This is a genomic window from Virgibacillus subterraneus (genome assembly GCF_900110695.1).
Classification (GTDB): domain Bacteria; phylum Bacillota; class Bacilli; order Bacillales; family Amphibacillaceae; genus Lentibacillus; species Lentibacillus subterraneus.
The window spans coordinates 68,633-91,313 of sequence record NZ_FOEH01000008.1; the positions used below are offsets into that span (position 1 = coordinate 68,633).

Consider the following 22,681-nt stretch of genomic DNA (forward strand, 5'->3'; position numbering starts at 1 on the left):
ATGGATACAAGTTTTTCAACATAAAAAAGTTTAGTATTTTTCTATTGTATTACAATAGCAGCTTTCGCCAAGCGTGTTCTAATAGTGTTTTATTAACTTTCTTGATAAGTGTAATTATATTGTAATAAACTTTCCAAATATTTAGTAATGACTAAATCTCTAAAACTCTTTATTCTAGCAATATAACTAAAAGAAAGGATGTTTTTCATGATTAACAAGATTAGTAAAATTGCTATTATATCGACCTTGTCATTAGCTTTACTATTTCCTGCTACTACAATGGCAGCAGATTCATATACTGTGGAACCTGGTGATACCCTTTGGAAAATTGCTTTAAAAACTACTACAGGGGTAAGTGAGCTGATTGAAGCAAATCCTCAACTTTCAAACCCCGATTTAATTTATCCAGGACAGCAAATTAATATAGTGGTAAATGATGAGCATAATCAAGAACAGGAAGTTATTAGATTAGTAAATAAAGAAAGAGCAGAAGCAGGTTTACCTGCATTGAAATATGATTGGGAGCTTGCCAGAGTAGCGAAGTATAAATCTAGAGATATGAATAATGTTGGATACTTTAGCCACGATAGCCCAACTTATGGTTCACCATTTACAATGATGAAAGACTTTGGAATCTCCTATAACTCAGCAGGGGAAAACATTGCAAGGGGCCATGCGTCTGCCGAAGAAGTTGTTAACGGGTGGATGAATAGTTCTGGACACAGAGCAAACATCTTAAGTGATGATTTCACACACATTGGCGTAGGGTACGTGGAAGATGGTCGCCACTGGACTCAAATGTTTATCAAAAAATAATGGTAATTATTGTTTAATCCGTGAATTCTACAAAAGAGTTCACGGGTTTTTTTGCGAGAAAATAGAGTTTATCTTAAGAATTTTACTATTAATAATATGTCTAAAAAATTTTTGAAAGCGATTTAGATTGTGTTATTATATTATTCGAAGTGCGTAGAGGATATTAGAAGGAGGTGGAATTAAAACCGTACTTAAAATAATATAAACGAAAGAGTGAGTATAATTATTAATTCAGCAAAAAGAATGATCCTTTTTTTAAGTCTGACCTTTATTCTTGTGTTAACAGCATGTAATGGGGATCAACAAGAAAGTCAAGATAACAAGAATAACGAAAATGAAGAAGAACAAAAAACAATATCAATTGGGTTAGATCCATATGATTATGCTACTGTACCTGCATATCTTTCTAAGGAAATCTTGGAACAAGAAGGATATGAAGTGAAAATCGAGGAAGGTCAGATTGGTATATTATATGAAGCACTAGCCAATGAAGAAATTGATGCATTTATAGATATTTGGTCACCGAATTTACAAAGTTCCTATTTAAAGGAATACGAAGGCCAATTTGACATTGCAGGAACACTTTACTCAGATATGCCAATTGGAGTTGCTGTCCCTACATATATGGAAGATGTGAATTCAATTGCGGATTTAAATAAGTATAAGGAAAAATTTGATAAAAAAGTTTATGCAATTGATCCAGGCAGTGGTATGGCAGATACAACAAAGAAAATGGTTGAAGCTTATGACATGAATGATTTTGAAATAAAAAATAGCAGTACAGCAGCAATGCTTGCTCAAGCTGAAAGTGTAATGAAGGATAAAGAAGGAATTGTCTTTAATGCGTGGCGTCCTCATCCGATGTTCGTGAGAATGGACATTAAATTTTTAGATGACCCCAAAAATGTATGGAAGCTTGATGATGTTCAAGTAGGTGTTACGTCTGATCTGAAAAAACAATCGCCTACAGCTTATACATTATTTTCTAACATGAAACTGACACTGAATCAAGTTGAGCAGTGGATAATGGAGATTGATACGGAAGGTAAAACACCTGAAGAATTAGCCGAAACCTGGGTAGAAGAAAATCAAGGCAAAGTTAATAAGTGGTTGGAGAAATAAAGCTGGACAATATTTAAATAAGAATATATAGAACAGGATAGATATGGCAAATTATGCCTTGTCTATCCTATTTTTATTTACATTTAAAAAGGTAATGGCAGGAATCTATTAGAGAATTATATCTTCTTTTATTTGCAGTTAAGTAAGACACACGATTCATATAAGGGGATCTAAGAAAATAAAAATACGCTTTCATAGGAATCCCTTTAACAGATGCCAAGTGTTCTAAACATATATTGTAAAATTAAGATGTCGAATAATAGAAAATTGTCTAAATAATACTACTTTTTACCCATCGAATAAATTATAGGAAGGTTGTACTATATAAATAGGCTGTATAGCAATTATTTTAAAGGAGGAAATCTATTGTTTAAGAAATTATCCGCTTTAGCATTATCTGCAACTTTAATTGGAAGTTTTGCTTTTTCAAGTAATTCTGAACAAGTTGATCCACAACCAAAGAAAGCTGCAGACTTTAATTTAAGTTTGGTCGATAAGATTGGAGCATCACCAGATCTTGCAGAAAAGGCAAAGGAGTTAGGGGTGAATTTATCTAAGACGGACCCTGCTGAAAAGTTAAACAACGGTACAAAGTTTCAACAAGCTGGTGATAATCATGTAGCCTACCAAGAATCAGAAGGCGAAGTTCCAATGCTAGTAATACTGGCTAAATTCAAGGAAGGCGATGAACCAGTAGGGGATCCAGAAGGGCAAGTTGATGCTAAATATTTTAAGGATTTGATTTTCGGCGACTCATATAATCCTTATGAATTACCACAGTTTGAGCAATATGCTGAATTTAATGGAAAAGAAGCACCAACGGATAAGACGATGCAAAATGCCTATAAAGAATCCAGCTATGGTAATGTAGAATTAGTTAGATTGGAAGATACGGATTATGCATGGGTAGAACTACCTAAAGGGGCCTCCTATTATTTAGATCAGGAAGGGACATATGCTGATGGTGGAGAGTATCTTCTAGGTAATGCGAATGGTGATGCCCATATGGGTGAGTTTGTTCGAGACGCTTTAAAATCTGCTGATAGTGATGTTGATTTTAGTAAGTATGCTGAGGATGGGGAGGTTCCTAACGTATTTATCATCCATGAAGGAACCGGTGCAGAGTTCAGTAGAGATCCGGCACAAATCTGGTCGCATAAATGGAGTGTACTCAGTGCACTTTATTATGGTAAGTACTATGAGACAGGAGTACCCGCACCACAGTATGAGGGTATGGAATATAATGAATGGATAGACAAAACTATAGAAGAAGATATGACTTATGATGGCGTGGTAGTAAACAATTACAATATTCAACCTGAAATTGGCGGGAACGTTGCAGGTTATAACCTTGAAACAGGAGGCTATGACGAAGCTTCAAAAACAGGACCATTTCCTGCACAACCAGGTGTTTACGCACATGAATTTGGTCATGCATTAGGATTACCTGACTTCTATGACACTGCATATTCTTCAGAAGGTGTAGGGAATTACTCTATGATGGCAGGTGGATCGTGGATGCGTTATCCAGATGCTGCTGCATACTCAGGGAACTCACCAACGCATTTTGATCCATTCTCTAAAATTTTCTTGAATTGGATAGAACCAATTGAAGTAACACCAGAGGATGCAACGCAAACTATTACACTACCATCAATTGATGAGGCAGATGCAGATAATGGTGTTGTGAAAATGGAAGTTCCAGGTTCGAATGGTACAGAATACTTCTTGTTTGAGAACATTCAGCAAAGTGGTTTTAATGAAGGATTAATTCGTCAAGGTAAAGATTCGAACGGACTTGTAGCATGGCATGTTGATGAGAATATCATCAATCTATACCAAACTGCCGGATTCCGTCCCAACAATGTGGAAAATTGGAAGAATAAACGATTCCAGTATAACCAATCAAGTACAGCAAGTGATGGAACAATTGTAACGCACTATGGTCTATCTGTTCTTCAAGCAGATGGGAACTATGATCTTGAGAAATATGAAAATCGTGGTGATGCTGGTGACTTCCTGAAAACTGGCGATAAACTGACACCGAATTCTAAAAATGTTCACACAGGTTCCTACTATTTCTGGAAGGATAATAGTAATGTTCCAGCAGATAGCGGAATCCATGTAACTAATATTCAAGAAAATGAAGATGGTTCGATTACTGCTGATTTCTATTATGAAAGTAATGAAGCCAAATAAATGTATAAAACAAACCGGGAATACATTTCCCGGTTTTGTTTTTATTTGCAGTTAAGAAGCAACATGGCTCCTCTTAGTATAGCGGGCGCTTGCGCTTTGTTCAAACTTCGGATTCATCATCAGGTAATGCTTTTTCGGGTGTATTTCCGAATTTCCTTAATAACATTTTCTTTAATAATTGCTTTTTCATCAGATGCAAGTTCACCGAAAGGTTTATTGTATTTCTTTTCTGCATGGAATTCCTGAACACTTTCTGTGTAGACTTTCAATGCTTCTGCTGTGTAATCAGGACCCATATAAGATCCATTTCCAAGAACAGTTCCGTAGTCCATCAGTCCATATTTTTGAAAAACAGCTTGACCACCTTTAATTGTGTATTCTGTCATTACTATCTCCCCGTCAGGTGCGACAACCTCCAATGGGGTAGGAGCCTTGTTTTCGAAAATCCAGTAGCCGCCGACAATCAAGGCGGTAAAACTCAGTAATAGTGTAACAACAGTTACTGACTTAAGAAGACCATTGACTGTAGTCGGTCTATTCGTTTGTTTTCCCCTGTTTGAAGCCATTTCCATCAATCCTCTCATTTTGTGAGTTTGTTCACAAATATCGTTGCTGCTAGAGCTTTATTTGTATCTCCTAATTTATCTATAGGGAGCATCTCCTTGGTTCCAATATCGTATATTTCAAATTGGAAAACGTTGACGGGGTCAATTTTTTATTGAGAAATGTTCGCCATCAGAGTGATTGTAAAGATTTGTTCACATGGGTTAGCAGAAAATAAAAAAACAGCGATGAACTTATCTGTCATCACTGTTTTCTCTAGGCAGTTACTTGTACTCCAAAGTATAGGGGGTTCTAAGTAAGCCAAATTACGTCTTTATAAAAGAACTCCTTTAACGATTAGCCAAGTTTTCTAATTTGAAGGAGGGTTTTCCAGTACTGTAATTCCGTTCTGTTCAAGTTTTTCCCAGTCTGTCACGGTCGATTTGTCCAGTATTACAATTTCTAAATTTTCGAGTTCCATAATATCTTCAGCATTTCCTCTAAAGGAACTTTCTTTAATGTCTAAATAGGTGATTTTGTCTAAGCTAGCTGAAACGGAACTTAAATCGTTAAGGGTCGGGCCAATAAATGTCATATTATCCAGGTTTGGAATTACTTCCAAAAGATGTTCAGGAATGATAGCTTGATTTAATGTTAACGACGTTAATTGTGACATGGAACTAAAGTGTTCAAGATTTCCTTTTACATCATAGATACCGCTTGATTCAGAAGCATCTATTTTTAATGTTTCTACTTCCTGAAGGTCATCTTTCGTTAAACTCTCTGGGTTTTTATTAATGGATTCACCTATGGATTCCAATACTAATCCTTGCATATCAAGTGTGTATTTCAGTTGCACCCGCTCTTGGTCTTTACCTTCAAAGTACCCATAGGAAGTAAACTTTTCAGTTACGATACGTTCCCCGTTTTTGGATAAATAAGTGAGCATCGCTGATTGCAACTCGTTTTCGTTCTTCCAGGTAATTTGAAATAGGATTCCAAGGTTTCCCTGTTGAAAATCTTCTTTCCCAATAGACATGTTTTTCATATGATCAAATTCATCTGACTTGAAATAAACGAACTCACTGGTTAAATTAGTTTTACCAGTTGATTTGTTTGTTTTATCGTATGTTAGTCCTTCACCGTACTTTCCAAATAATGATTTGGCTTCCTGTAAAGTTAAGTCATAACTGAAGTCCTCTTTTATTTCCTCAGAACGTGGATTAACTTTTGAGGAGTAATCGATTGGATTGTTACTCTCATTTTGCTCCTGGTTTTCTTTGTCAGCAGATTGTTCAGGAGGTAAGGGCTGTTGAAAAGGATTATCTGAACCTGCATAATAAATAAATCCACTAACCAAGCAAATAAAGAATAATGCTGAAACTACTTTTGGGAAAGCGGTAAATCGTCTCTTTTTATGATTTGCATTTTGTTTCCATTCATAAAAGCGCTCCCGGTCCGCATTGGTAAATAGAGGTTTTTCGCCTATTTTCCGGTCAAGGGACTTTTTAAGATTATTTTTATTCAAGGGTCCATTCCTCCTCACTGACATGTTTTTTTAATAGGCTTTTGGCTCGCTGCATTCGAGTTTTAATTGTTGAAACAGGAGCACCTGTGACTTCGGCAATTTCCTTGAGGGACATGTTTTGCTGAAACATTAAGATCATTACTTCTCTATTCTTGATGGGTAAGTTTAGTATTGCTTCTGCTATCTCATCCCATTGTTCTTGTTGAATAACTGTCATTTCTGCATCTTGATAATCCTTTTGATCGAGCCAATGATCTTTTACGAGTTTGATGCGATGGAGCGGTGATCGCAAATAGTCTTTGCAGCGATTGATGGCAATTCGTATTACCCAAGTTATTAATTGAGATCGTCCATCATATTTTTCCCATTTTCTATAGATAAGAATTAGCACTTCCTGAAATAAATCATCGGTCGTGTGGTGACTTTTAACATATGAATAAATTATTCGTTTGACGGCTTCACCATAATGATCCATGATGAATTCAATTGCTTGATCACGAGTAAGGTTAGTTGTATTATTCGTATCCTCGGTCACCTGCTCATCTCTCCTTTCCTACATTATTAACGATAGGGATCGAGCTAAGGTCTGCTTTTAAGTTAATTTTTCCTTATTTTTTTGCAGAGCTTCTGCTTGGCAGTTTTTCTTCTGCAAATTTAGTTATTGACAAAATACCTGCACGGGTATATTATTAAAATTGATTTGATAAAATTTGAAAGGGGAAAGCAATGAGTATAGCACTTATTATAATAATAACTTTTCTCTTGTTGTTTCTCTACCATAGGTATATGCCGGTCTTTGGGATTGGCAAAATGGACCTAAATTATGTATCCTATACTAAAGAGGATGTAGCAATAGTCGACACAAGAGATTTCCAAGATTCGTTTAATGATATAATAGAACAAGCGTATAGCATTCCAGTGCCATATTTAAATCGGCATTTTCATGATATTCCAGATAAAAACATTGTTGTAATTGCTTCAGACTTTGTAGGTAAAAATGTAAGTACAAGAATTCTGCGAAACAAAGGCAAACGTGTTGTAGGGTATCATGTGGTAAAAGATTAACGGAAGGAGTGTCGTTAAAATGAAATATGATGATCAAATGAAAAATAGAATGAAGCGTATTGAGGGGCAAGTTCGAGGTTTATTGAAAATGATGGAAGAAGAAAAGGAATGCCGTGATGTCGTAACTCAAATGTCGGCTGTTAGAAGTGCGATAGATCGTAGTGCAGCATTAGTCGTCAGCACAAATCTTGAACAATGCATTCGTGAGGAAAAGGAAGATGGAGAAACATCAGAAGACCTTATTAAAGAAGCAGTTAACTTACTTGTTAAAAGTAGATAAACAGCAGAGGTTGACAATTGTTTTAAAGTCTATTACTATACTAATTGGGTTAAGCAAAAAGGTTAACCCTTTTTTTAAAAATGTAAAAATACCCATACAGGTATGTGTATTTGAATTAATTTTAATTTAAAAAGGAGAATGCGGAATGTCAGATCAGAAAAAAACAACAATTGTTTTGTTTAGTGGTGATTATGATAAAGCGATGGCAGCATACATCATAGCGAATGGTGCCGCTGCGTATGACCACGAAGTAACTATATTCCATACTTTTTGGGGACTTAATGCACTTCGTAAAGAGAATCAGGTTCCAGTTAAAAAAGGTTTAATGGAAAAGATGTTTGGGAAAATGATGCCAAGAGGCGCTGATAAAATGGGTCTTTCCAAGATGAACTATTTAGGAATGGGCCAAAAGATGATTAAAAATGTAATGAAAAAGCACAACGCAATGCCACTGCCACAATTAGTGGAAATGGCACAGGAACAGGATGTAAAACTAATTGCATGTACCATGACAATGGATTTGCTTGGACTCCAAAAAGATGAATTACTTGATGAAATTGAATATGGAGGAGTAGCAGCATATATTGGTGAGGCAGAAGATGGAAACGTAAGTTTATTCATATAGGAGTTAAAAAAGTATAAATCATTTCTTACTGCATAAGTGCAACTAAGGATTGGCGATAAGATTTCTCCAAGAACACAGTTCAAATTTGGTGATCAGGGTTATGAGAACCCAAACACGGTTCCAAATGGGTGGAACAGTCACTCATTAGGTTTTTATGAATTTTTTTTGGCCTTAAATATACCCCGTTAGGTATGAATTATAATTTTATACTAGCAGGGGAATATAGAAATATAACAAATTGGAGGGGAAAATAATGAAGGAAATTACAACGAAAGATTTAGCAAAGAAATTAAAAGATGAAGAGAAAATAAGTATTATCGATGTGCGAGAAGATGATGAGGTAGCTCAAGGGAAAATACCAGGTGCAACCCATATACCGCTTGGTCAAATCCCGGAAAGATTAGATGAAATTGACAAAAATAAACATCATTATATGGTGTGCCGTTCCGGGGGAAGAAGTGGTAAAGCAAGTGGGTTTCTAAAAGAACAAGGATATGATGTAACGAACGTTGCAGGCGGAATGCTTGATTGGAAAGATGAAGTAGAGAAATAAAGGAGGAGTTAACATGACTATTACAGCAAATGAAACGTTAGACGCAAAAGGGTTGGCTTGTCCAATGCCAATTGTTAAAACAAAGAAAGCTATTACAAACTTAGAACCTGGTCAAGTGATGGAAGTGCAAGCAACTGATAAAGGGTCTACTGCTGATATTAAAGCTTGGGCAGAGAGTACAGGTCATCATTATCTTGGCACAGTTGAAGAAGAAGAAGTATTGAAGCACTATCTGCGAAAGGCAGATGAGGCAGAAGCGAAAGAAGAAACAAAACATGAGGAAATTACAGATTTGGAAGAACTTCGCAGTAAAGTAGATGGCAATGAGGATATTGCAATTTTGGATGTACGTGAGCCGGCAGAATTTGCTTTTGGACATATTCCTGGCGCTTTAAATATACCCCTTGGGGAACTTGAAGAAAGATTTGAAGAGTTAGCTAAGGATAAAGAACTGCATGTGGTTTGCCGTACAGGAAACCGCAGTGATTTAGCAGCCCAAAAACTAACTGAAAAAGGATATAAAAATGTAAAAAATGTTGTACCAGGAATGTCCAAATGGGAAGGTTCAACTGAAAAAAATAACTAAAATAAATTGGAGGAATTTTAAATGGCTAATGCAAAAGTAGCAATTATTGCTGCAAACGGAAGTTTATTTGACGCTTATAAGGTATTTAACGTAGCTACAGCAGCTGCAGCTTCAGACGAAGAGGTAGGAATTTTCTTTACGTTTGAAGGGTTAAATTTAATTCATAAGGAAGGACATAAAAACTTGCCGCTTCCAGAAGGTAAAGAGCATTTCCAAGAAGGATTTGAGCAAGCAAATGTTCCTTCTATTGAGGAACTTGTAAGTATCGCCCAGGAAATGGGTATCAAGTTAATTGCATGTCAAATGACAATGGATGTTATGAACCTAGAAAAAGATGCATTTATTGAGGGGATAGAAGTTGGCGGTGCTGCTTCATTTATCGATTATGCAAAGGATGCAAATATAACATTAACATTTTAATTTTAGGAGGGGAAAAGTATTATGTCACAAACAATGACAACAAAAGAACTAGCAAAGAAAGTTGTTAATCATGAGGAAACGTTAATTTTAGACGTTCGTAATACAGATGAATTTGATGACTGGAAAATTGAAGGCGGAAAAGTAGAAGTAATAAATGAACCGTATTTTAATTTGTTAGACGGTTTAGATCCTGTTGCTGACAAACTTAATAAGGATCAGGAGATTATCGTTGTCTGTGCAAAAGGCGGATCATCACAGATGATAGCTGAGATGATGGAAGAAGAAGGTTTCACCAATGTGTATGATCTTGAAGGTGGAATGAAAGCATGGAGCGAGCATTTAGAACCAGTTAAAATTGCTGACTTAAAAGATGGTGGAAGTCTTTATCAATTTGTCCGTCTAGGTAAAGGGTGCTTATCGTACTTTATTGAATCCAATGGTGAAGCAGCAATTGTGGATTCAAACCGAATGATTAATAATTATGAAAAATTTGCGGATGAAGAGGGTGTGCAGATTAAACACCTAATTGATACTCACTTACACGCCGATCATATTTCTGGTGGTCGTGAGTTAGCAGAAAAAATGGATGGAACTTATCACCTGCCTCCAAAAGATGCGGAGGAAGTTACATTTGACTATGCTGCACTTGAAGAAGGTAATGATATAGTCGTTGGAAATACAACCGTTAAAGTACAACCAGTTTATTCGCCTGGACACACGCTTGGAAGTACTTCTCTCATTATAGACGATAAGTACTTGTTAACAGGAGATATTCTATTTGTGAAATCAATTGGTCGACCTGACTTAGCAGGAAAAGCAGAAGATTGGGTAGGAGATCTTCGAAATACGCTTTATAGCCGTTACAAAGAGCTTTCTGATGATTTAATTGTGTTACCTGCACACTACTCATTTGCAGAAGAACTAGGGGATGACGGTAGTGTATCAGCTCGTTTGGGAAATCTTTATCAGTATAATGAAGGTTTACAAGTAGAGGATGAGAATGAATTTAGAAAAATGGTGACGGAAAACCTTCCGCCACAGCCAAACGCTTATGAAGATATTCGTAAAACAAATATGGGTAAAATAACACCTGAAAACGAAAAACAAAGAGAAATGGAAATTGGACCAAACCGTTGTGCGGTTCAAGGATAATTAAAAAGGAGGAAATAATAATGGAATCAGCAAAATTTTTAGATGCAAAAGGAATGGCATGTCCAATGCCGATTGTGAAGACAAAAAAAGCAATAAAGGATATTAATACAGGTGAAGTTTTAGAGGTTCATGCAACTGATAAAGGAGCTAAAAGCGACTTAACTGCATGGGCAAAATCTGGTGGCCATGAATTACTAAAAGATACAGAAGAAGACGATGTACTCAAATTTTGGATTAAAAAAGGATAAAGGAGACCCATTACCATGGGTCCCCTCTTATTAGGGGGATAAAGTATGGAATACAGTATTATATTTTTAGTAACAATCTTTCTTATTGGGTTTGTCGGTTCTTTCGTTTCAGGTATGGTTGGAATCGGTGGATCCATCATTAAATATCCTATGCTATTATATATCCCAGCAATGATAGGTCTAACTACATTTACTGCTCATGAAGTCGCTGGTATAAGTGCCGTTCAGGTTCTATTTGCCACGATCGGTGGTGTTTGGGCATACCGTAAAGGTGGCTATTTAAATAAAAAGTTGATTATTTACATGGGAATCAGTATTTTAATTGGTAGCTTTATTGGTGGGTATGGATCCCAATTCATGACAGATGCGGGTATTAATCTAGTTTATGGCTTATTAGCGACAATTGCTGCTATTATGATGTTTGTGCCGAAAAAAGGACTTGATGATATACCATTTGATCAAGTTACGTTTAACAAATGGTTAGCAGCATCTCTGGCATTGATCGTAGGAGTAGGAGCAGGTATTGTCGGTGCAGCAGGTGCATTTATCCTAGTTCCGATTATGCTGATCATCCTAAAAATACCAACTAGGATGACGATTGCGACATCATTAGCAATTACATTTATCTCTTCAATTGGTTCGACAACAGGTAAATTGCTGACTGGTCAGGTTTTATTTATACCAGCTATTATTATGATCGTAGCAAGCCTAATAGCATCACCACTTGGAGCGAAATTCGGACAAAAAGTAAATACAAAAATTCTACAATGGACTTTAGCTATTCTCATTTTAGGAACAGCTATAAAAATCTGGTTAGATATTTTTAGTTAATGGCAGTTTTCTGCAAAATTGTTGCTTTTTCCAAGCAATTAAAACTAATAAGTAGTAGCAACAAACCTGCAGAAAACAGCCTTAATAAAAAAGTTTTGTTAATAGAAAACCAATCTCTCATGATTGGTTTTCATTTTAGGGGGAATTGTCGTATGGAAATGATTATTCAATGGATAATAATTATTGGTGCAGCCTGGTTTATATTGAGTCGTTTTATGCCTGCTAAGGGTATTTCAAATATCACGACGCAAGAAGCAAAAAATAAATTCAGCGAAAAAAATGGTGCGCAGTTTATTGATGTGAGAACACCAGGTGAATACAAAGCGAATCATCGAAAGCCTTTCAAGAACATTCCATTATCCGAACTGGCAAACAAATCAGCGGATTTAGATAAAAGCAAAGAAGTAGTTGTGATTTGCCAAAGTGGAATGAGAAGTATGAAGGCGTCTAAAATTCTAAAGAAAAAGGGATTTGAGAAAGTGAATAATGTAAAAGGTGGCATGGGGGCCTGGGTATAGAAAGAACGGCAAATGGCAAATCAATTCACATTTCATGAGGTAGTAACCGACTTAAGGGCAAAAAAGTCGATATTCCTGGCGGCTAAGATACCCGTCTGATTGCAGCGTGCCAGCCACCATCTGCTTTGAAAAAGGCAGAGCATAAATACGTTAGTGCATTTGGTTTCGAAGCAGAGGATATGGTTGGTGGAAATGAACTATTGGGAAAGTCAGCTTAAATAAAATTAACGAGCTATTTAAAAGGAGATGACTATTATGTTTCATTATACAGTTGAAACAACCAAATCATTAGAGGAAGCTATCCAATCACTTGAACAAAGCTTGAAGGAAGAAAAATTCGGAGTGCTCTGGCAATTTGATGTTAAAGACACATTGCAGAAAAAGGGGTTTGAATTTAATCAGCCTTTTCAAGTTCTAGAGGTTTGTAATCCAGAAGAAGCGCAACGAGTGTTATCACAAAATCAGCTGGTAGGTTATTTTTTGCCATGTAAAATTGTCGTTTATGAAGATGCTGGAATGACGAAAATTGGTATGCCAAAGCCAACTGCATTAATCCAAATGGTTGAAGATGAGTCCCTTAATGAAATAGCCCGTGATATCGAAAATAGAATGATATCAAGTATTGACAAAAGCATTTAACATTATTAACAGAAAACATCAATTAGAACGATAGAGGTTGAATCCCAAAACCTTTGTCGTTCTATTTTATTATCATCCACGTTTCAAGTCCCATTATCGCAAGTTAATTTTACTCTTTTCAATTTTGTAATCTGACACCTTATTTATAAGCAAGTGATCTTGACAAGAAATAAAAAACATTATAATATGTATGTTAGTAATTACTAACATACATTAAATGATTATAGGGGAGATCTTGTGAAACCTTTAAATATTTTAGTAAGTTTATTGCGGAAATACCCAATAAAGTTAATTCTTATATCCATCATTATTATTTTTTTATTTTTATTGGGTATTCAAAATGTTTATATGTCAACAGGTAATGACACGTTAGTGGATAGTAAAACAACTTTATATCAAGAGAATCAAATGCTTGAGGAAGAATTCGGTGGAGAGTCGATCGTCGTTGTTTATGAATCTGAAACTCCGTTAACTCCAGTTAATTTGGCGCATATGAAGGAATTGGAAGATGAGTTAATAACGAATAAGTATATATATAGCCTAATCAGCCCTGTAACGCTTGTTGAGCAGCTTTCTGAACAACAGTCTGAGAAGTATAAAGATGGTATTTCAAAAACAATCGATGGATTGGATCAAGTAGGAACAAAGCTTTTGGAGGTGGGGAATAGGTTGGGACGGTTCCCCCAAGATAATGACCAAGCAATTGCTCAGTCAAAAGGGAATCAGAAGAAACAAGGTACGAGTTTAAATGAATTTGGCAAAGTCCTTACAGGTATGGACAAAAAACTTGAATCTTTTAGCAAAAACATATCTTACATTTATAATTATTCGGACACGATGGATGCGACATTGCCTAAAAAACAAGAAACTTTAAATAAGATGATATATGATGACGGAAATCTCCGTCCAATGTTTAATGAAGTTGTAATCGATGATAAATACATGCTAATGATCGTTAAATTTGGTGGAAAAGCGGATGATAGTGTAAAAAGTGAGGTCATCGATACAATTAATTCCTATTTGGATTCTCATGAACGTGCTTCCCTAAAAACAATGGTCTCTGGCAAACCAGTTCTTGATGCAGCAATTCGTTCCTCGATGAAGGATAGCATGCAAAAAATGATGATGCTCTCGATAATTTTAATGGTTATTGTACTATTTTTTGTGTTTAAAGTTAGGTGGCGTTTACTGCCTTTAGGGATTATTTTAATTGCAGTTATAGGTTCAGTCGGTTTGATGGGGTGGCTGTCTATTCCAATTACAATGGTATCTATGGCTGTTTTTCCAATTTTAATCGGACTTGGTATCGACTATGCAATTCAGTTCCAAAACCGATATTCTGAGGAAATGCGATTCGAGAAAGGGGATTACGATGAGTAACAATACTAAACAAGAAAAAGCGATCCACAGCTTGAAACAGAGTGTTAAAAAAATGCTCCCAGCTGTATTTACTGCGTTAGTCGCTACTGCATTAGGATTTTTAGCATTGTATACTTCTCCGGTTCCTATGGTTCAAGACTTTGGAAAAATGTTAACAGTAGGGATGATTGTTAGTTTTTTGTTAAGTGTATTTTTATTAATTCCGATACTTTTTACACGTGATTATTTTTTTCCAACAAAACAGGTGAGAAAGAAACATAAGCAGAAAACGAAAAAATTATCTATAATAGAGAGAGTTTTCGAAATTTGGACCAAAAAACTTTTAGCGTTACGATGGATTATCATTGTACTAGCTTTTATGACGGCAGCCTTTGGGATATGGGTTGATCTGGATGCTGGTGTGGAAACTGACGTTGAAACCTTCATGCCACAGGATACCCAAGAGTTAAAGGACATACATTCTCTAAGAGATATCATGGGGGCAACTGATCAGGTCTCAATTGTTTATCAGGGTGATTACGTAATCACTGATGAGGAAATCATTTGGGTGGATAATATGACCAGTTCTATAAAAACCGAATTTCCGAATGTAGTGGTGAGTACTCGATCCATTACAAGTGTTGTCAAGCAAATGAATAATGGTCAACTAGTTCAAGGAGAGGAATTTAAAGATGAATTAGCAGATATTTCTAAAGATCAGCTTAAATTGTTTCTCAATGATGATTGGACGAAGGGTGTTATTACAGTTGAAATAAAGCATTTGGAAACAGGACAGCTTCAAACATTTATTTCTGAATTAGAACGTTATTTGGAAAAAAATGAAACAGCAGGTGTTGAACAAATAATCACTGGGAAGTCAGTGTTGGACGTAGCAATGATTGAAGGATTAACAACGGGAAGGTATCAAATGACTTTATTAGGCATGGGGCTTGTGTTTTTAGGGTTGTTAATGGTTTATCGGCAACCCGTAAAAGCGTTTATACCCCTACTTCCAATAATTTTAATTGTTGGTTGGTCAGGGTTGGCGATGTATTTATTAAACATAGATTATACACCATTAACCTCTACTTTAGGTGCGCTAATCATAGGAATAGGAACAGAATTTACCGTGCTAATTATGGAAAGGTATTATGAGGAAAGAGAAAGTGGAAAAAATAGCAAAACTGCAATTGGAATTGCAAATAAGAAAATAGGTAAGGGAATTATTGCATCAGCATTTACAACGATTGGTGGATTTAGTTCATTGCTTGCATCTGATTTTGTTATTTTAAATAATTTTGGTTTGATGACGTTAATTAATATATCCCTTGCATTGATTTCAACAATCTTTGTGATGCCCTCTATCTTGATTGTTTTAGATCGTTTTGTGAAAATAAAGTATATACGGATGAACGAGGGGTGAATTATATTGCGTGATAAAACAGAACAGATACTGAAAGCGGCCGGTACTGTCTTTATAAAAAAAGGACTGCAAGCCACCACACAGGAAATCGCAAATGAGGCAAATGTAGCTGAAGTAACGTTATATCGAAAGTTTTCCACCAAACAGAATTTATTTATTACGGTCATTAAAAATGTATTGGAGAAGCAGTTTGGTTCACACGTTATGGAACTTGCGAAAAAAAATGATACAGAAGCATTTCTAACAAGTGTAATAGAAAATAGGCTTGAGGTGTTGTCAAAAAATACTGATTTGGTAAAAATGCTTATTTCGGAAAGCCTACGAGGAAATTTACCTGAGGAAATCAATCTTCCGACGATTATTTTCACCAGTTTAAAAAAAGGTTTGGATCATCATTTTGAAGGAGAGAATGTTGACACTGATTTTTGCACAAGACAGCTTGGAGGCGTGTTTTTGAGCTATGTGGCTCTACCGAATGATGGTGACTTTTATAAGTTAACTGAAGAAAAGAAGCATACCATTGCTAAAAAGCATGCGCAATCCATTCTTGCTAGTATATAAGTATGTATGGAAATGAATTAGTTTGAGAGGTTACGATAATATACCACCATCAATAAAATAGAATGTTGGAGAAGAGTATTATCGAAATGCTGTGAGCACGTTGGGGTAAAGCTGGAATATAAGTGAATTAAATATTAAGAGACGCATGAATAATTAATGCGTCTCTTAATATTAATTAGCTAGCTGCTGTGCGTGAATCAAAATCCTGATCAGCCTCATTTTCGGATTTTCCGATAATAAAAGCTCCTGCTGCGTCTCCTGTGATATTTGTTGCGGTCCGGAACATATCCATGAAACGATCGACTCCGGCAATTAGTGCAATAGCTTCCAGAGGTAAGTTTACTGCAGTTAGGACAAGCACAAGCATAACTAAGCCAGCTCCAGGTACTCCGGCTGTACCAATTGAACCAAGTGTTGCAATTAGAACTACCATTAACATTTGTCCAATGGATAATTCAACTCCAAATGCTTGTGCTGTGAACAGTGTTGCAACACTCAAATAAAGTGATGTACCATCCATATTAATCGTTGCACCTAACGGTAATATGAAACTTGATATCTTTTTTGAAACGCCTAAATTGTCTTCGGTACATTTTATTGTGACAGGTAATGTACCTGAACTGCTTTGTGTACTGAATGCTACCAGACTGGCTGGTGCAATTCCTTTAAAAAACTGTATTGGATTCATTTTTCCAAGCGTTTTAACAGCAACGGAATACGTAACCAGTGCATGTACGATACAGGCGATTGCCACAACTGAAATTAACTTAATTAATGGAAGCAAAACTGATAGACCGTACTCCCCAATAATCGGTGCTAACAAGCCGAAGATACCAATAGGAATGAGTTTCATGATAACCCAGGTAATTTTGTACATTACTTCTGCAAGTCCATCAAAGAAATGATACACTGGATCTGCTTTCTTCCCTACCATTGTTATCCCGACACCTAAGAAAAGTGAAAAGAAAATGATCTGCAAAATATTCCCGCTTGATAAACTGGCAAGTGGATTAGTTGGTATAATGTTGAGCAATATGTCCGTAATGCTGCCTGTTTCAGTTGCTTCAGGAATTTCTCCGGCATTGGAGATGTCAACTCCTGTTCCCGGGGAAAACAACAAACCGGCAAATAAGCCGATGGTAACTGCTACGAGTGTTGTACCCAAATAGTATCCGATTGTTTTTCCACCGATTCGTCCAAGTGTTTTCATATTACCAGTGCTAGCGACACCTACAATAAGGGAAGATGCAACTAAAGGAACGATAATAAATTGAATAAGACGTAAAAACAGATCCCCTAACGGCTGAACAATCTTAATATCGGGCCCAAAAATAACCCCCGCAAGTATAGCAGCTACAAAAGCAATTAGAATTTGCGGCAGTAACCCTATTTTTTCGGTTTTTGCCATGAATAAATACCTCCTTCATTAAATTGGCAATGATTTGTTGCGAATAAGATTATATAAACAACCCTATAAATTCATATTTAATAAATATGATAAATCTATTGAGTTAATACGTTAATATGATTGGAAAGTTGTTCTAAGTATGTGCATTTTTTTGTGTTAACAGTTACATAATTTGGTATTTTACACCAGATTCTTTAAAATTTGGTTTATTCTTTAATAATTTATAGCTACTATTAGTTCATGGCAACTAAATGGTGTACATCGTTGTAAATAACATTTAAACAGGCTAAATAGCGGTTAAATCGTTTTGATATTTTCGGTCGTTTCAATATAAGCTATTATAGTAAGTAAATTTTTGGGAGGTGAGAGCATCAATAAAGGCGGAACTAGTGAAATATCAATACCAAATGACATAAAAACAGAATTTCATTTTCGTAAGCCTGATAAAAATGATGGAGCGGCAGTTTGGGAACTGATTAAAGATACTGGGGTTCTTGATCTTAATTCTTCTTACAGCTATCTGATGTGGTGTGAACTATTTTCTGAAACATCAATTGTGGCTGACAGAGAAGGAGAAACGGTTGGTTTTATTTCCGGATTTATTCATCCGGATAGTCCGGACACACTGTTTATTTGGCAGGTTGCTGTAAATGAATCCGAGCGTGGCAGAGGTTTAGGAACGAAGATGTTGTATCAATTACTAAATCGTACATTTTGTGAAGAAGTTTCCTATGTTGAAGCAACAGTCTCCCCATCAAATACGCCATCTCAGCATTTATTTAAGGGTCTTGCGATGAAACTTGAAACGAATTGTTTAATAAATGATTATTTTTCAGCTGACGACTTTCCTCGGGAAGGTCATGAAGATGAGTTATTGTTTAAGATTGGACCAATTAAAGAAGAAAATAAAATTATAAAAGGATGATAAAATGGCAACAGCAGAACTTACTGATGCGAAAATGAAAACGTTTGAAGAATTGGAATCTGCGGTAAGAAGTTATAGCCGAGGTTGGCCAACCATTTTCCAGAAGGCCAAAGGATACAAAATGTGGGACACAGATGGAATAGAATATATTGATTTTTTTGCAGGGGCAGGTACACTTAATTACGGTCATAATGACCAAACCATGCAGGAAAAAGTAATCGAATACATTCGTAATGATGGGATTATCCATAGCCTCGATATGGGAACTAACCCAAGGAAAGAATTTCTTGAACGCTTCAAAGAAGTAATTCTTACACCTCGCGAGCTTGATTACAAAGTAATGTTTCCAGGACCAACCGGCACCAATACTGTTGAGAGTGCATTGAAAATTGCTAGGAAAGTAACTGGGCGAGATTCGGTTATTAGTTTCACCAATGCATTTCACGGAATGACAATTGGGTCACTCTCTGTAACAGGGAATTCATTTAAGCGTCATGGAGCAGGAGTTCCGTTGCATCATTCAGTATCAATGCCATTTGATGATTATGTGGAAGATCAAGATACAATTGCTTACCTGGAAAGATTTCTAGAAGACAGCGGAAGCGGAGTTGCACTGCCAGCTGCAATTATTCTGGAAACTGTTCAAGGTGAAGGTGGCATCAACGCTGCAAGAATGGAATGGCTGAAGAAAATAGAAACGTTATGCAAGCGCTGGGACATTTTATTAATTATTGATGATGTTCAAGCGGGTAACGGACGTACAGGTACGTTCTTTAGCTTCGAACCTGCTGGGATAAACCCTGATATTGTCTGTCTTTCAAAATCAATTGGTGGATTCGGTTTACCAATGGCAATTACGCTAATTAAACCAGAGTATGATAAGCATTGGGGCCCAGGAGAACATAATGGTACGTTCCGTGGGAATAATCTTGCATTTATTGCAGCAACCGAAGCACTATCCAATTGGGAAACAGATGACTTTGCTTTAGCAGTTCAGGAAAAAGCAGCCTTCTTAAGTAAAAATGTAGAAATGATTATAGATAAGTATCCTGAACTTAAAGGTAAACCACGAGGTAGAGGTTTAATGCAGGGAATAGCCATCGACGTTGATGGACTTGCAGATGATATTTGTGCAGAAGCATTTAATCGTGGCTTAATTGTCGAGACTTCAGGACCAAATGATGAAGTTATTAAATTCCTTCCACCACTTATTATTGATATAGAAGGACTTGAAAAAGGATTGGGAATTCTTGAAGATAGCATAAAGCATGTTCTTGCAAAATAGATTAACCTGCAATAAATAAACAACGCTAAAGGGGAATTAGATATGATCGTAAAATCACTTGAAGATATAAAAGGAACAAAAGACGAAACATCTGGAGAGAATTGGACGAGTCGCAGGTTTATTTTAAGCAAAGAAAAAGTCGGCTTTAGTATGAACGATACAATTATAAAAGCAGGAACAGACAATTTCTTCTGGTATAAAAATCATATTGAAGCAGTTTATTGTATAGAAGGTGAAGGAGAAATTGAAAGTTTAGAAACTGGTGATGTCTTTCAGCTAAAACCAGGAACAATGTATCTTTTGAATGATTACGAAAAGCATAGACTTCGTGCCAGAACACAAATGCGCATGGTATGTGTATTTAACCCACCACTTGTTGGAACAGAGACACATAACGAAGAAGGATATTATCCATTGCTAACAGAATAAGAGAGAGAATTGATAAAGGTAAGAAATCAGGTTGGTCCTGTTTTCTTACCTTTTTTTGCAGTTAAGAGAGTATAATTAAATACTGTGCACTCACCATTAAGGCTTGTAATCCAACGTATAGGGTGGTTTAATTCGTAGAACCCGTTTAACGAAGTTGTTTGAAATTAAATGATTTATAAAGCTTTGAATAATCACATTACACGTTGGAATTATAAAGATATGAGATACCTTCTAATATTTTTCGCGATAGTTCTAATATCTTTATTTCCGAAGCCACTGATTGCAGAGGAAATGATTACAGTGAAGCTTGTAAATCATATTGATAAAACATCAGAATTAAAATTTCAGTTTAAAGGAGAATATCATACGCTTGATCCTATGTTATCACTACAAGAAGGAGTGAATTATTCTTTAACCGTTACAAAGAACGATCTTTTTATTTTGGAGGGTGCAGGTAAAAAACTGAAGATAAAGGAATCCTTAGTCCTTATTCCAAAAGCTTATGGTTATGATCATGGTATCACTGTGAATGATAGGCCGTATTTGGGAGCCATGGAATTTATGATAGAGGATAAAAAATTCATTCGTCCCGTTAATCAACTGCCACTTGAAGATTACTTGAAGGGAGTTGTACCAAATGAAGTTTTCCCTTCCTGGGGACTCGAAACGTTGAAGGCACAAACATTGGCGGCGAGGACATATGCCGCCACCCATACATCGGAAATTATTGATGATACAATTCGCTATCAGGTCTATGGTGGTTATACGTGGTATGAAAATACTACAAAAGCTGTTGAAGAAACACGTGGTGAGGTAATCACCTACAAGAATAAGCCAATTAACGCTTTTTATTCTGCAAGTAATGGAGGAATTACTGAGAATAATGCGCATGTATGGGGCGAGAAATCATTGCCATATTTCCCGGTAAAAAAAGATCCATACGATCCAATTCATCCTTGGGAGTTCAACCTGAACGAAGTACAAATTCCACTTAACACAATTAATTGGGACAACCCACACTGGTGGAAGGAAACTGTGGAGAAGAATCAAGATATCACATCATCGATGAAAGGCTGGCTGCAACGAAATGGTTATCCTGGGGATATTAAAATTCTCTCCATACCTAACTTTGAATTATCCAATAAAAGGCATGAATCTGAACGTAGGATAAAAGGATCGATTACAATCGAGTTTTTGCATAGGCTACAGGAGGGAACTATCCTATTCGAACAGCTTGTACTTGATGATGTAGCGATAGATCATATCCGTCCATTAGTTGGTGGAACTATTTTTAAGAGTTATTTAATTGATTCACTTGAAAAAAATGAAGGAACTTACACGATGAATGGAAGGGGCTTTGGTCATGGTGTAGGAATGAGTCAATGGGGGGCACACATAATGGGACAAAAAGGAAGTAGTTACAAGGAAATTATTCAGTTCTATTATCCAGGGACGTCGATTACGGATATGAATAGTGATTAGATATTGGTGAGGTATAATAAATTTGATTAATAGGTTTAGTATTAGATAATAAGGGGAAAAGAATTTAATGTACGGAATGTATCGATATCAAGTATATCCCTTCATAATGGTATGGAATTAATTTACAGCTAAAAACCTAAAAAAAGTTCTTGAAGCTTATTGACTATTTTCATGAATAGCTGTAATATTGATCTCGCTGTGAAAAAAATGTAGCTAACTGTTATTGCTTAGACGGCAGAGAAATGTAGCTGCTAACACTCCTTATTGACAGCGTATTGATAGAATGATATATTAAATGGGTTGCGCAAAAAAGCAACGGGATATATTAGAAAATATCTATTGACATTTCTGATGTTAATGTGGTATATTTAAAAAGTCGCCATTTTGAGCGACGGAAATGAAGTTTGCTCCTTGAAAACTGAACAAAACAACCAGTATGTCAAGAAAACAGGTTAAAAGTTAAACTTTTAAACCCTGATTTCAATTTTTAAAGCTAAGACAATAGATGATTGATTGGTGTCAATCATATTCAAACTAACTTTTATGGAGAGTTTGATCTTGGCTCAGGACGAACGCTGGCGGCGTGCCTAATACATGCAAGTCGAGCGCGGGAAGCAGACAGATCCCTTCGGGGTGAAGTTTGTGGAACGAGCGGCGGACGGGTGAGTAACACGTGGGCAACCT

At 36.2% G+C, this 22,681-nt stretch carries 24 protein-coding genes, 1 rRNA gene and 1 pseudogene; 22 read left to right on the forward strand and 4 right to left on the reverse strand.

The features are described from left to right. Positions 1 to 207 precede the first annotated feature (207 nt). From safA to BMY13_RS17715, 3 genes are all read left to right on the forward strand, one after another. A complete protein-coding gene (gene safA / locus BMY13_RS17705; RefSeq protein ID WP_092506271.1) occupies positions 208 to 816 on the forward strand; it encodes a SafA/ExsA family spore coat assembly protein in 609 nt (202 codons plus the stop codon). Between the two features lie 243 nt (positions 817 to 1,059). Beyond that, positions 1,060 to 1,938, forward strand: a complete 879-nt coding sequence (locus BMY13_RS17710; protein ID WP_092493911.1) for a glycine betaine ABC transporter substrate-binding protein — start codon at positions 1,060 to 1,062, stop codon at positions 1,936 to 1,938. A 366-nt stretch (positions 1,939 to 2,304) separates the two neighbouring features. Continuing rightward, on the forward strand, positions 2,305 to 4,137 hold the full coding sequence (locus BMY13_RS17715; RefSeq protein ID WP_092493912.1) for a M6 family metalloprotease domain-containing protein: 1,833 nt from the start codon (positions 2,305 to 2,307) through the stop codon (positions 4,135 to 4,137). Between the two features lie 122 nt (positions 4,138 to 4,259). Here BMY13_RS17715 and BMY13_RS17720 read toward each other — a convergent pair. The 3 genes and pseudogenes from BMY13_RS17720 to BMY13_RS17730 form a co-directional block, all read right to left on the reverse strand. Beyond that, positions 4,260 to 4,709, reverse strand: a pseudogene (locus tag BMY13_RS17720) (nitric-oxide reductase large subunit); the annotation flags it as partial. Between the two features lie 341 nt (positions 4,710 to 5,050). Beyond that, positions 5,051 to 6,208 carry a hypothetical protein gene (locus BMY13_RS17725; RefSeq protein WP_092506275.1) on the reverse strand — a complete coding sequence of 386 codons (1,158 nt, stop codon included), beginning with the start codon at positions 6,206 to 6,208 and terminating at the stop codon, positions 5,051 to 5,053. Continuing rightward, positions 6,201 to 6,743, reverse strand: a complete 543-nt coding sequence (locus BMY13_RS17730) for a sigma-70 family RNA polymerase sigma factor (protein WP_092506277.1) — start codon at positions 6,741 to 6,743, stop codon at positions 6,201 to 6,203. Before BMY13_RS17730 ends, BMY13_RS17725 begins: the two co-directional genes overlap by 8 nt. Before the next feature lie 191 nt (positions 6,744 to 6,934). On the opposite strand from BMY13_RS17730, the gene BMY13_RS17735 reads away from it, so the two are divergent. From BMY13_RS17735 to BMY13_RS17800, 14 genes are all read left to right on the forward strand, one after another. Continuing rightward, on the forward strand, positions 6,935 to 7,273 hold the full coding sequence (locus BMY13_RS17735) for a rhodanese-like domain-containing protein (RefSeq protein ID WP_092493916.1): 339 nt from the start codon (positions 6,935 to 6,937) through the stop codon (positions 7,271 to 7,273). A gap of 19 nt (positions 7,274 to 7,292) precedes the next feature. Beyond that, positions 7,293 to 7,553 carry a metal-sensitive transcriptional regulator gene (locus BMY13_RS17740; protein ID WP_092493917.1) on the forward strand — a complete coding sequence of 87 codons (261 nt, stop codon included), beginning with the start codon at positions 7,293 to 7,295 and terminating at the stop codon, positions 7,551 to 7,553. A gap of 145 nt (positions 7,554 to 7,698) precedes the next feature. Then, the gene (locus BMY13_RS17745) at positions 7,699 to 8,178 is read left to right on the forward strand and encodes a DsrE/DsrF/DrsH-like family protein (protein WP_092493918.1); all 480 of its coding nucleotides are present in this window, start codon (positions 7,699 to 7,701) and stop codon (positions 8,176 to 8,178) included. Between the two features lie 253 nt (positions 8,179 to 8,431). Then, positions 8,432 to 8,731 (forward strand): rhodanese-like domain-containing protein, encoded by a 300-nt coding sequence (locus BMY13_RS17750; protein WP_092493919.1) that lies wholly within the window; start codon positions 8,432 to 8,434, stop codon positions 8,729 to 8,731. Between the two features lie 13 nt (positions 8,732 to 8,744). Then, positions 8,745 to 9,317 (forward strand): sulfurtransferase TusA family protein, encoded by a 573-nt coding sequence (locus BMY13_RS17755; protein WP_092493920.1) that lies wholly within the window; start codon positions 8,745 to 8,747, stop codon positions 9,315 to 9,317. A 21-nt stretch (positions 9,318 to 9,338) separates the two neighbouring features. Continuing rightward, entirely contained in the window at positions 9,339 to 9,737 is a 399-nt protein-coding gene (locus BMY13_RS17760) for a DsrE/DsrF/DrsH-like family protein (protein WP_092493921.1), read from the forward strand. A gap of 21 nt (positions 9,738 to 9,758) precedes the next feature. After that, positions 9,759 to 10,889, forward strand: a complete 1,131-nt coding sequence (locus tag BMY13_RS17765) for an MBL fold metallo-hydrolase (RefSeq protein ID WP_092493922.1) — start codon at positions 9,759 to 9,761, stop codon at positions 10,887 to 10,889. 20 nt (positions 10,890 to 10,909) lie between these two features. Next, positions 10,910 to 11,137, forward strand: a complete 228-nt coding sequence (locus BMY13_RS17770; protein ID WP_092493923.1) for a sulfurtransferase TusA family protein — start codon at positions 10,910 to 10,912, stop codon at positions 11,135 to 11,137. 45 nt (positions 11,138 to 11,182) lie between these two features. Then, positions 11,183 to 11,968 carry a sulfite exporter TauE/SafE family protein gene (locus tag BMY13_RS17775; RefSeq protein WP_092506279.1) on the forward strand — a complete coding sequence of 262 codons (786 nt, stop codon included), beginning with the start codon at positions 11,183 to 11,185 and terminating at the stop codon, positions 11,966 to 11,968. Between the two features lie 152 nt (positions 11,969 to 12,120). Further along, positions 12,121 to 12,486, forward strand: coding sequence for a rhodanese-like domain-containing protein (locus BMY13_RS17780; RefSeq protein WP_092493925.1), 366 nt, complete (start codon positions 12,121 to 12,123; stop codon positions 12,484 to 12,486). A gap of 255 nt (positions 12,487 to 12,741) precedes the next feature. Then, positions 12,742 to 13,125 (forward strand): DUF302 domain-containing protein, encoded by a 384-nt coding sequence (locus tag BMY13_RS17785; protein ID WP_092493926.1) that lies wholly within the window; start codon positions 12,742 to 12,744, stop codon positions 13,123 to 13,125. Positions 13,126 to 13,362: 237 nt separating this feature from the next. Then, the gene (locus BMY13_RS17790) at positions 13,363 to 14,505 is read left to right on the forward strand and encodes an MMPL family transporter (RefSeq protein WP_245736153.1); all 1,143 of its coding nucleotides are present in this window, start codon (positions 13,363 to 13,365) and stop codon (positions 14,503 to 14,505) included. Beyond that, positions 14,498 to 15,907, forward strand: coding sequence for an efflux RND transporter permease subunit (locus BMY13_RS17795; protein WP_092493927.1), 1,410 nt, complete (start codon positions 14,498 to 14,500; stop codon positions 15,905 to 15,907). Before BMY13_RS17790 ends, BMY13_RS17795 begins: the two co-directional genes overlap by 8 nt. 6 nt (positions 15,908 to 15,913) lie before the next feature. Beyond that, positions 15,914 to 16,468 carry a TetR/AcrR family transcriptional regulator gene (locus tag BMY13_RS17800; protein WP_092493928.1) on the forward strand — a complete coding sequence of 185 codons (555 nt, stop codon included), beginning with the start codon at positions 15,914 to 15,916 and terminating at the stop codon, positions 16,466 to 16,468. A 175-nt stretch (positions 16,469 to 16,643) separates the two neighbouring features. On the opposite strand, the gene BMY13_RS17805 is transcribed toward BMY13_RS17800, so the two are convergent. After that, a complete protein-coding gene (locus BMY13_RS17805; RefSeq protein WP_092506281.1) occupies positions 16,644 to 17,876 on the reverse strand; it encodes a dicarboxylate/amino acid:cation symporter in 1,233 nt (410 codons plus the stop codon). A gap of 355 nt (positions 17,877 to 18,231) precedes the next feature. On the opposite strand from BMY13_RS17805, the gene ectA reads away from it, so the two are divergent. The 5 genes from ectA to BMY13_RS17830 all read left to right on the forward strand — a co-directional run. Next, positions 18,232 to 18,801 (forward strand): diaminobutyrate acetyltransferase, encoded by a 570-nt coding sequence (gene ectA / locus BMY13_RS17810; RefSeq protein ID WP_342729451.1) that lies wholly within the window; start codon positions 18,232 to 18,234, stop codon positions 18,799 to 18,801. Between the two features lie 4 nt (positions 18,802 to 18,805). Continuing rightward, entirely contained in the window at positions 18,806 to 20,086 is a 1,281-nt protein-coding gene (ectB, locus tag BMY13_RS17815) for a diaminobutyrate--2-oxoglutarate transaminase (protein WP_092506283.1), read from the forward strand. 42 nt (positions 20,087 to 20,128) lie between these two features. Continuing rightward, positions 20,129 to 20,515, forward strand: coding sequence for an ectoine synthase (locus tag BMY13_RS17820; RefSeq protein ID WP_092493931.1), 387 nt, complete (start codon positions 20,129 to 20,131; stop codon positions 20,513 to 20,515). 219 nt (positions 20,516 to 20,734) lie between these two features. Continuing rightward, the gene (locus BMY13_RS17825; protein ID WP_092506291.1) at positions 20,735 to 21,997 is read left to right on the forward strand and encodes a SpoIID/LytB domain-containing protein; all 1,263 of its coding nucleotides are present in this window, start codon (positions 20,735 to 20,737) and stop codon (positions 21,995 to 21,997) included. A gap of 540 nt (positions 21,998 to 22,537) precedes the next feature. After that, positions 22,538 to 22,681 (forward strand): 16S ribosomal RNA (locus tag BMY13_RS17830); the annotation flags it as partial.

Bases quoted from the DNA above. Each gene is read 5' to 3' on its own strand.
- BMY13_RS17710 (WP_092493911.1), top strand. From the start codon at position 1,060: ATGATCCTTTTTTTAAGTCTGACCTTTATTCTTGTGTTAACAGCATGT.
- BMY13_RS17770 (WP_092493923.1), top strand. From the start codon at position 10,910: ATGGAATCAGCAAAATTTTTAGATGCAAAAGGAATGGCATGTCCAATG.
- ectB (WP_092506283.1), top strand. From the start codon at position 18,806: ATGGCAACAGCAGAACTTACTGATGCGAAAATGAAAACGTTTGAAGAA.
- BMY13_RS17805 (WP_092506281.1), bottom strand. From the start codon at position 17,876: ATGGCAAAAACCGAAAAAATAGGGTTACTGCCGCAAATTCTAATTGCT.
- BMY13_RS17745 (WP_092493918.1), top strand. From the start codon at position 7,699: ATGTCAGATCAGAAAAAAACAACAATTGTTTTGTTTAGTGGTGATTAT.
- BMY13_RS17825 (WP_092506291.1), top strand. From the start codon at position 20,735: ATGAGATACCTTCTAATATTTTTCGCGATAGTTCTAATATCTTTATTT.
- BMY13_RS17760 (WP_092493921.1), top strand. From the start codon at position 9,339: ATGGCTAATGCAAAAGTAGCAATTATTGCTGCAAACGGAAGTTTATTT.
- BMY13_RS17775 (WP_092506279.1), top strand. From the start codon at position 11,183: ATGGAATACAGTATTATATTTTTAGTAACAATCTTTCTTATTGGGTTT.
- BMY13_RS17755 (WP_092493920.1), top strand. From the start codon at position 8,745: ATGACTATTACAGCAAATGAAACGTTAGACGCAAAAGGGTTGGCTTGT.
- BMY13_RS17765 (WP_092493922.1), top strand. From the start codon at position 9,759: ATGTCACAAACAATGACAACAAAAGAACTAGCAAAGAAAGTTGTTAAT.
- BMY13_RS17785 (WP_092493926.1), top strand. From the start codon at position 12,742: ATGTTTCATTATACAGTTGAAACAACCAAATCATTAGAGGAAGCTATC.
- safA (WP_092506271.1), top strand. From the start codon at position 208: ATGATTAACAAGATTAGTAAAATTGCTATTATATCGACCTTGTCATTA.
- BMY13_RS17750 (WP_092493919.1), top strand. From the start codon at position 8,432: ATGAAGGAAATTACAACGAAAGATTTAGCAAAGAAATTAAAAGATGAA.
- BMY13_RS17795 (WP_092493927.1), top strand. From the start codon at position 14,498: ATGAGTAACAATACTAAACAAGAAAAAGCGATCCACAGCTTGAAACAG.
- BMY13_RS17780 (WP_092493925.1), top strand. From the start codon at position 12,121: ATGGAAATGATTATTCAATGGATAATAATTATTGGTGCAGCCTGGTTT.
- BMY13_RS17820 (WP_092493931.1), top strand. From the start codon at position 20,129: ATGATCGTAAAATCACTTGAAGATATAAAAGGAACAAAAGACGAAACA.
- BMY13_RS17735 (WP_092493916.1), top strand. From the start codon at position 6,935: ATGAGTATAGCACTTATTATAATAATAACTTTTCTCTTGTTGTTTCTC.
- BMY13_RS17740 (WP_092493917.1), top strand. From the start codon at position 7,293: ATGAAATATGATGATCAAATGAAAAATAGAATGAAGCGTATTGAGGGG.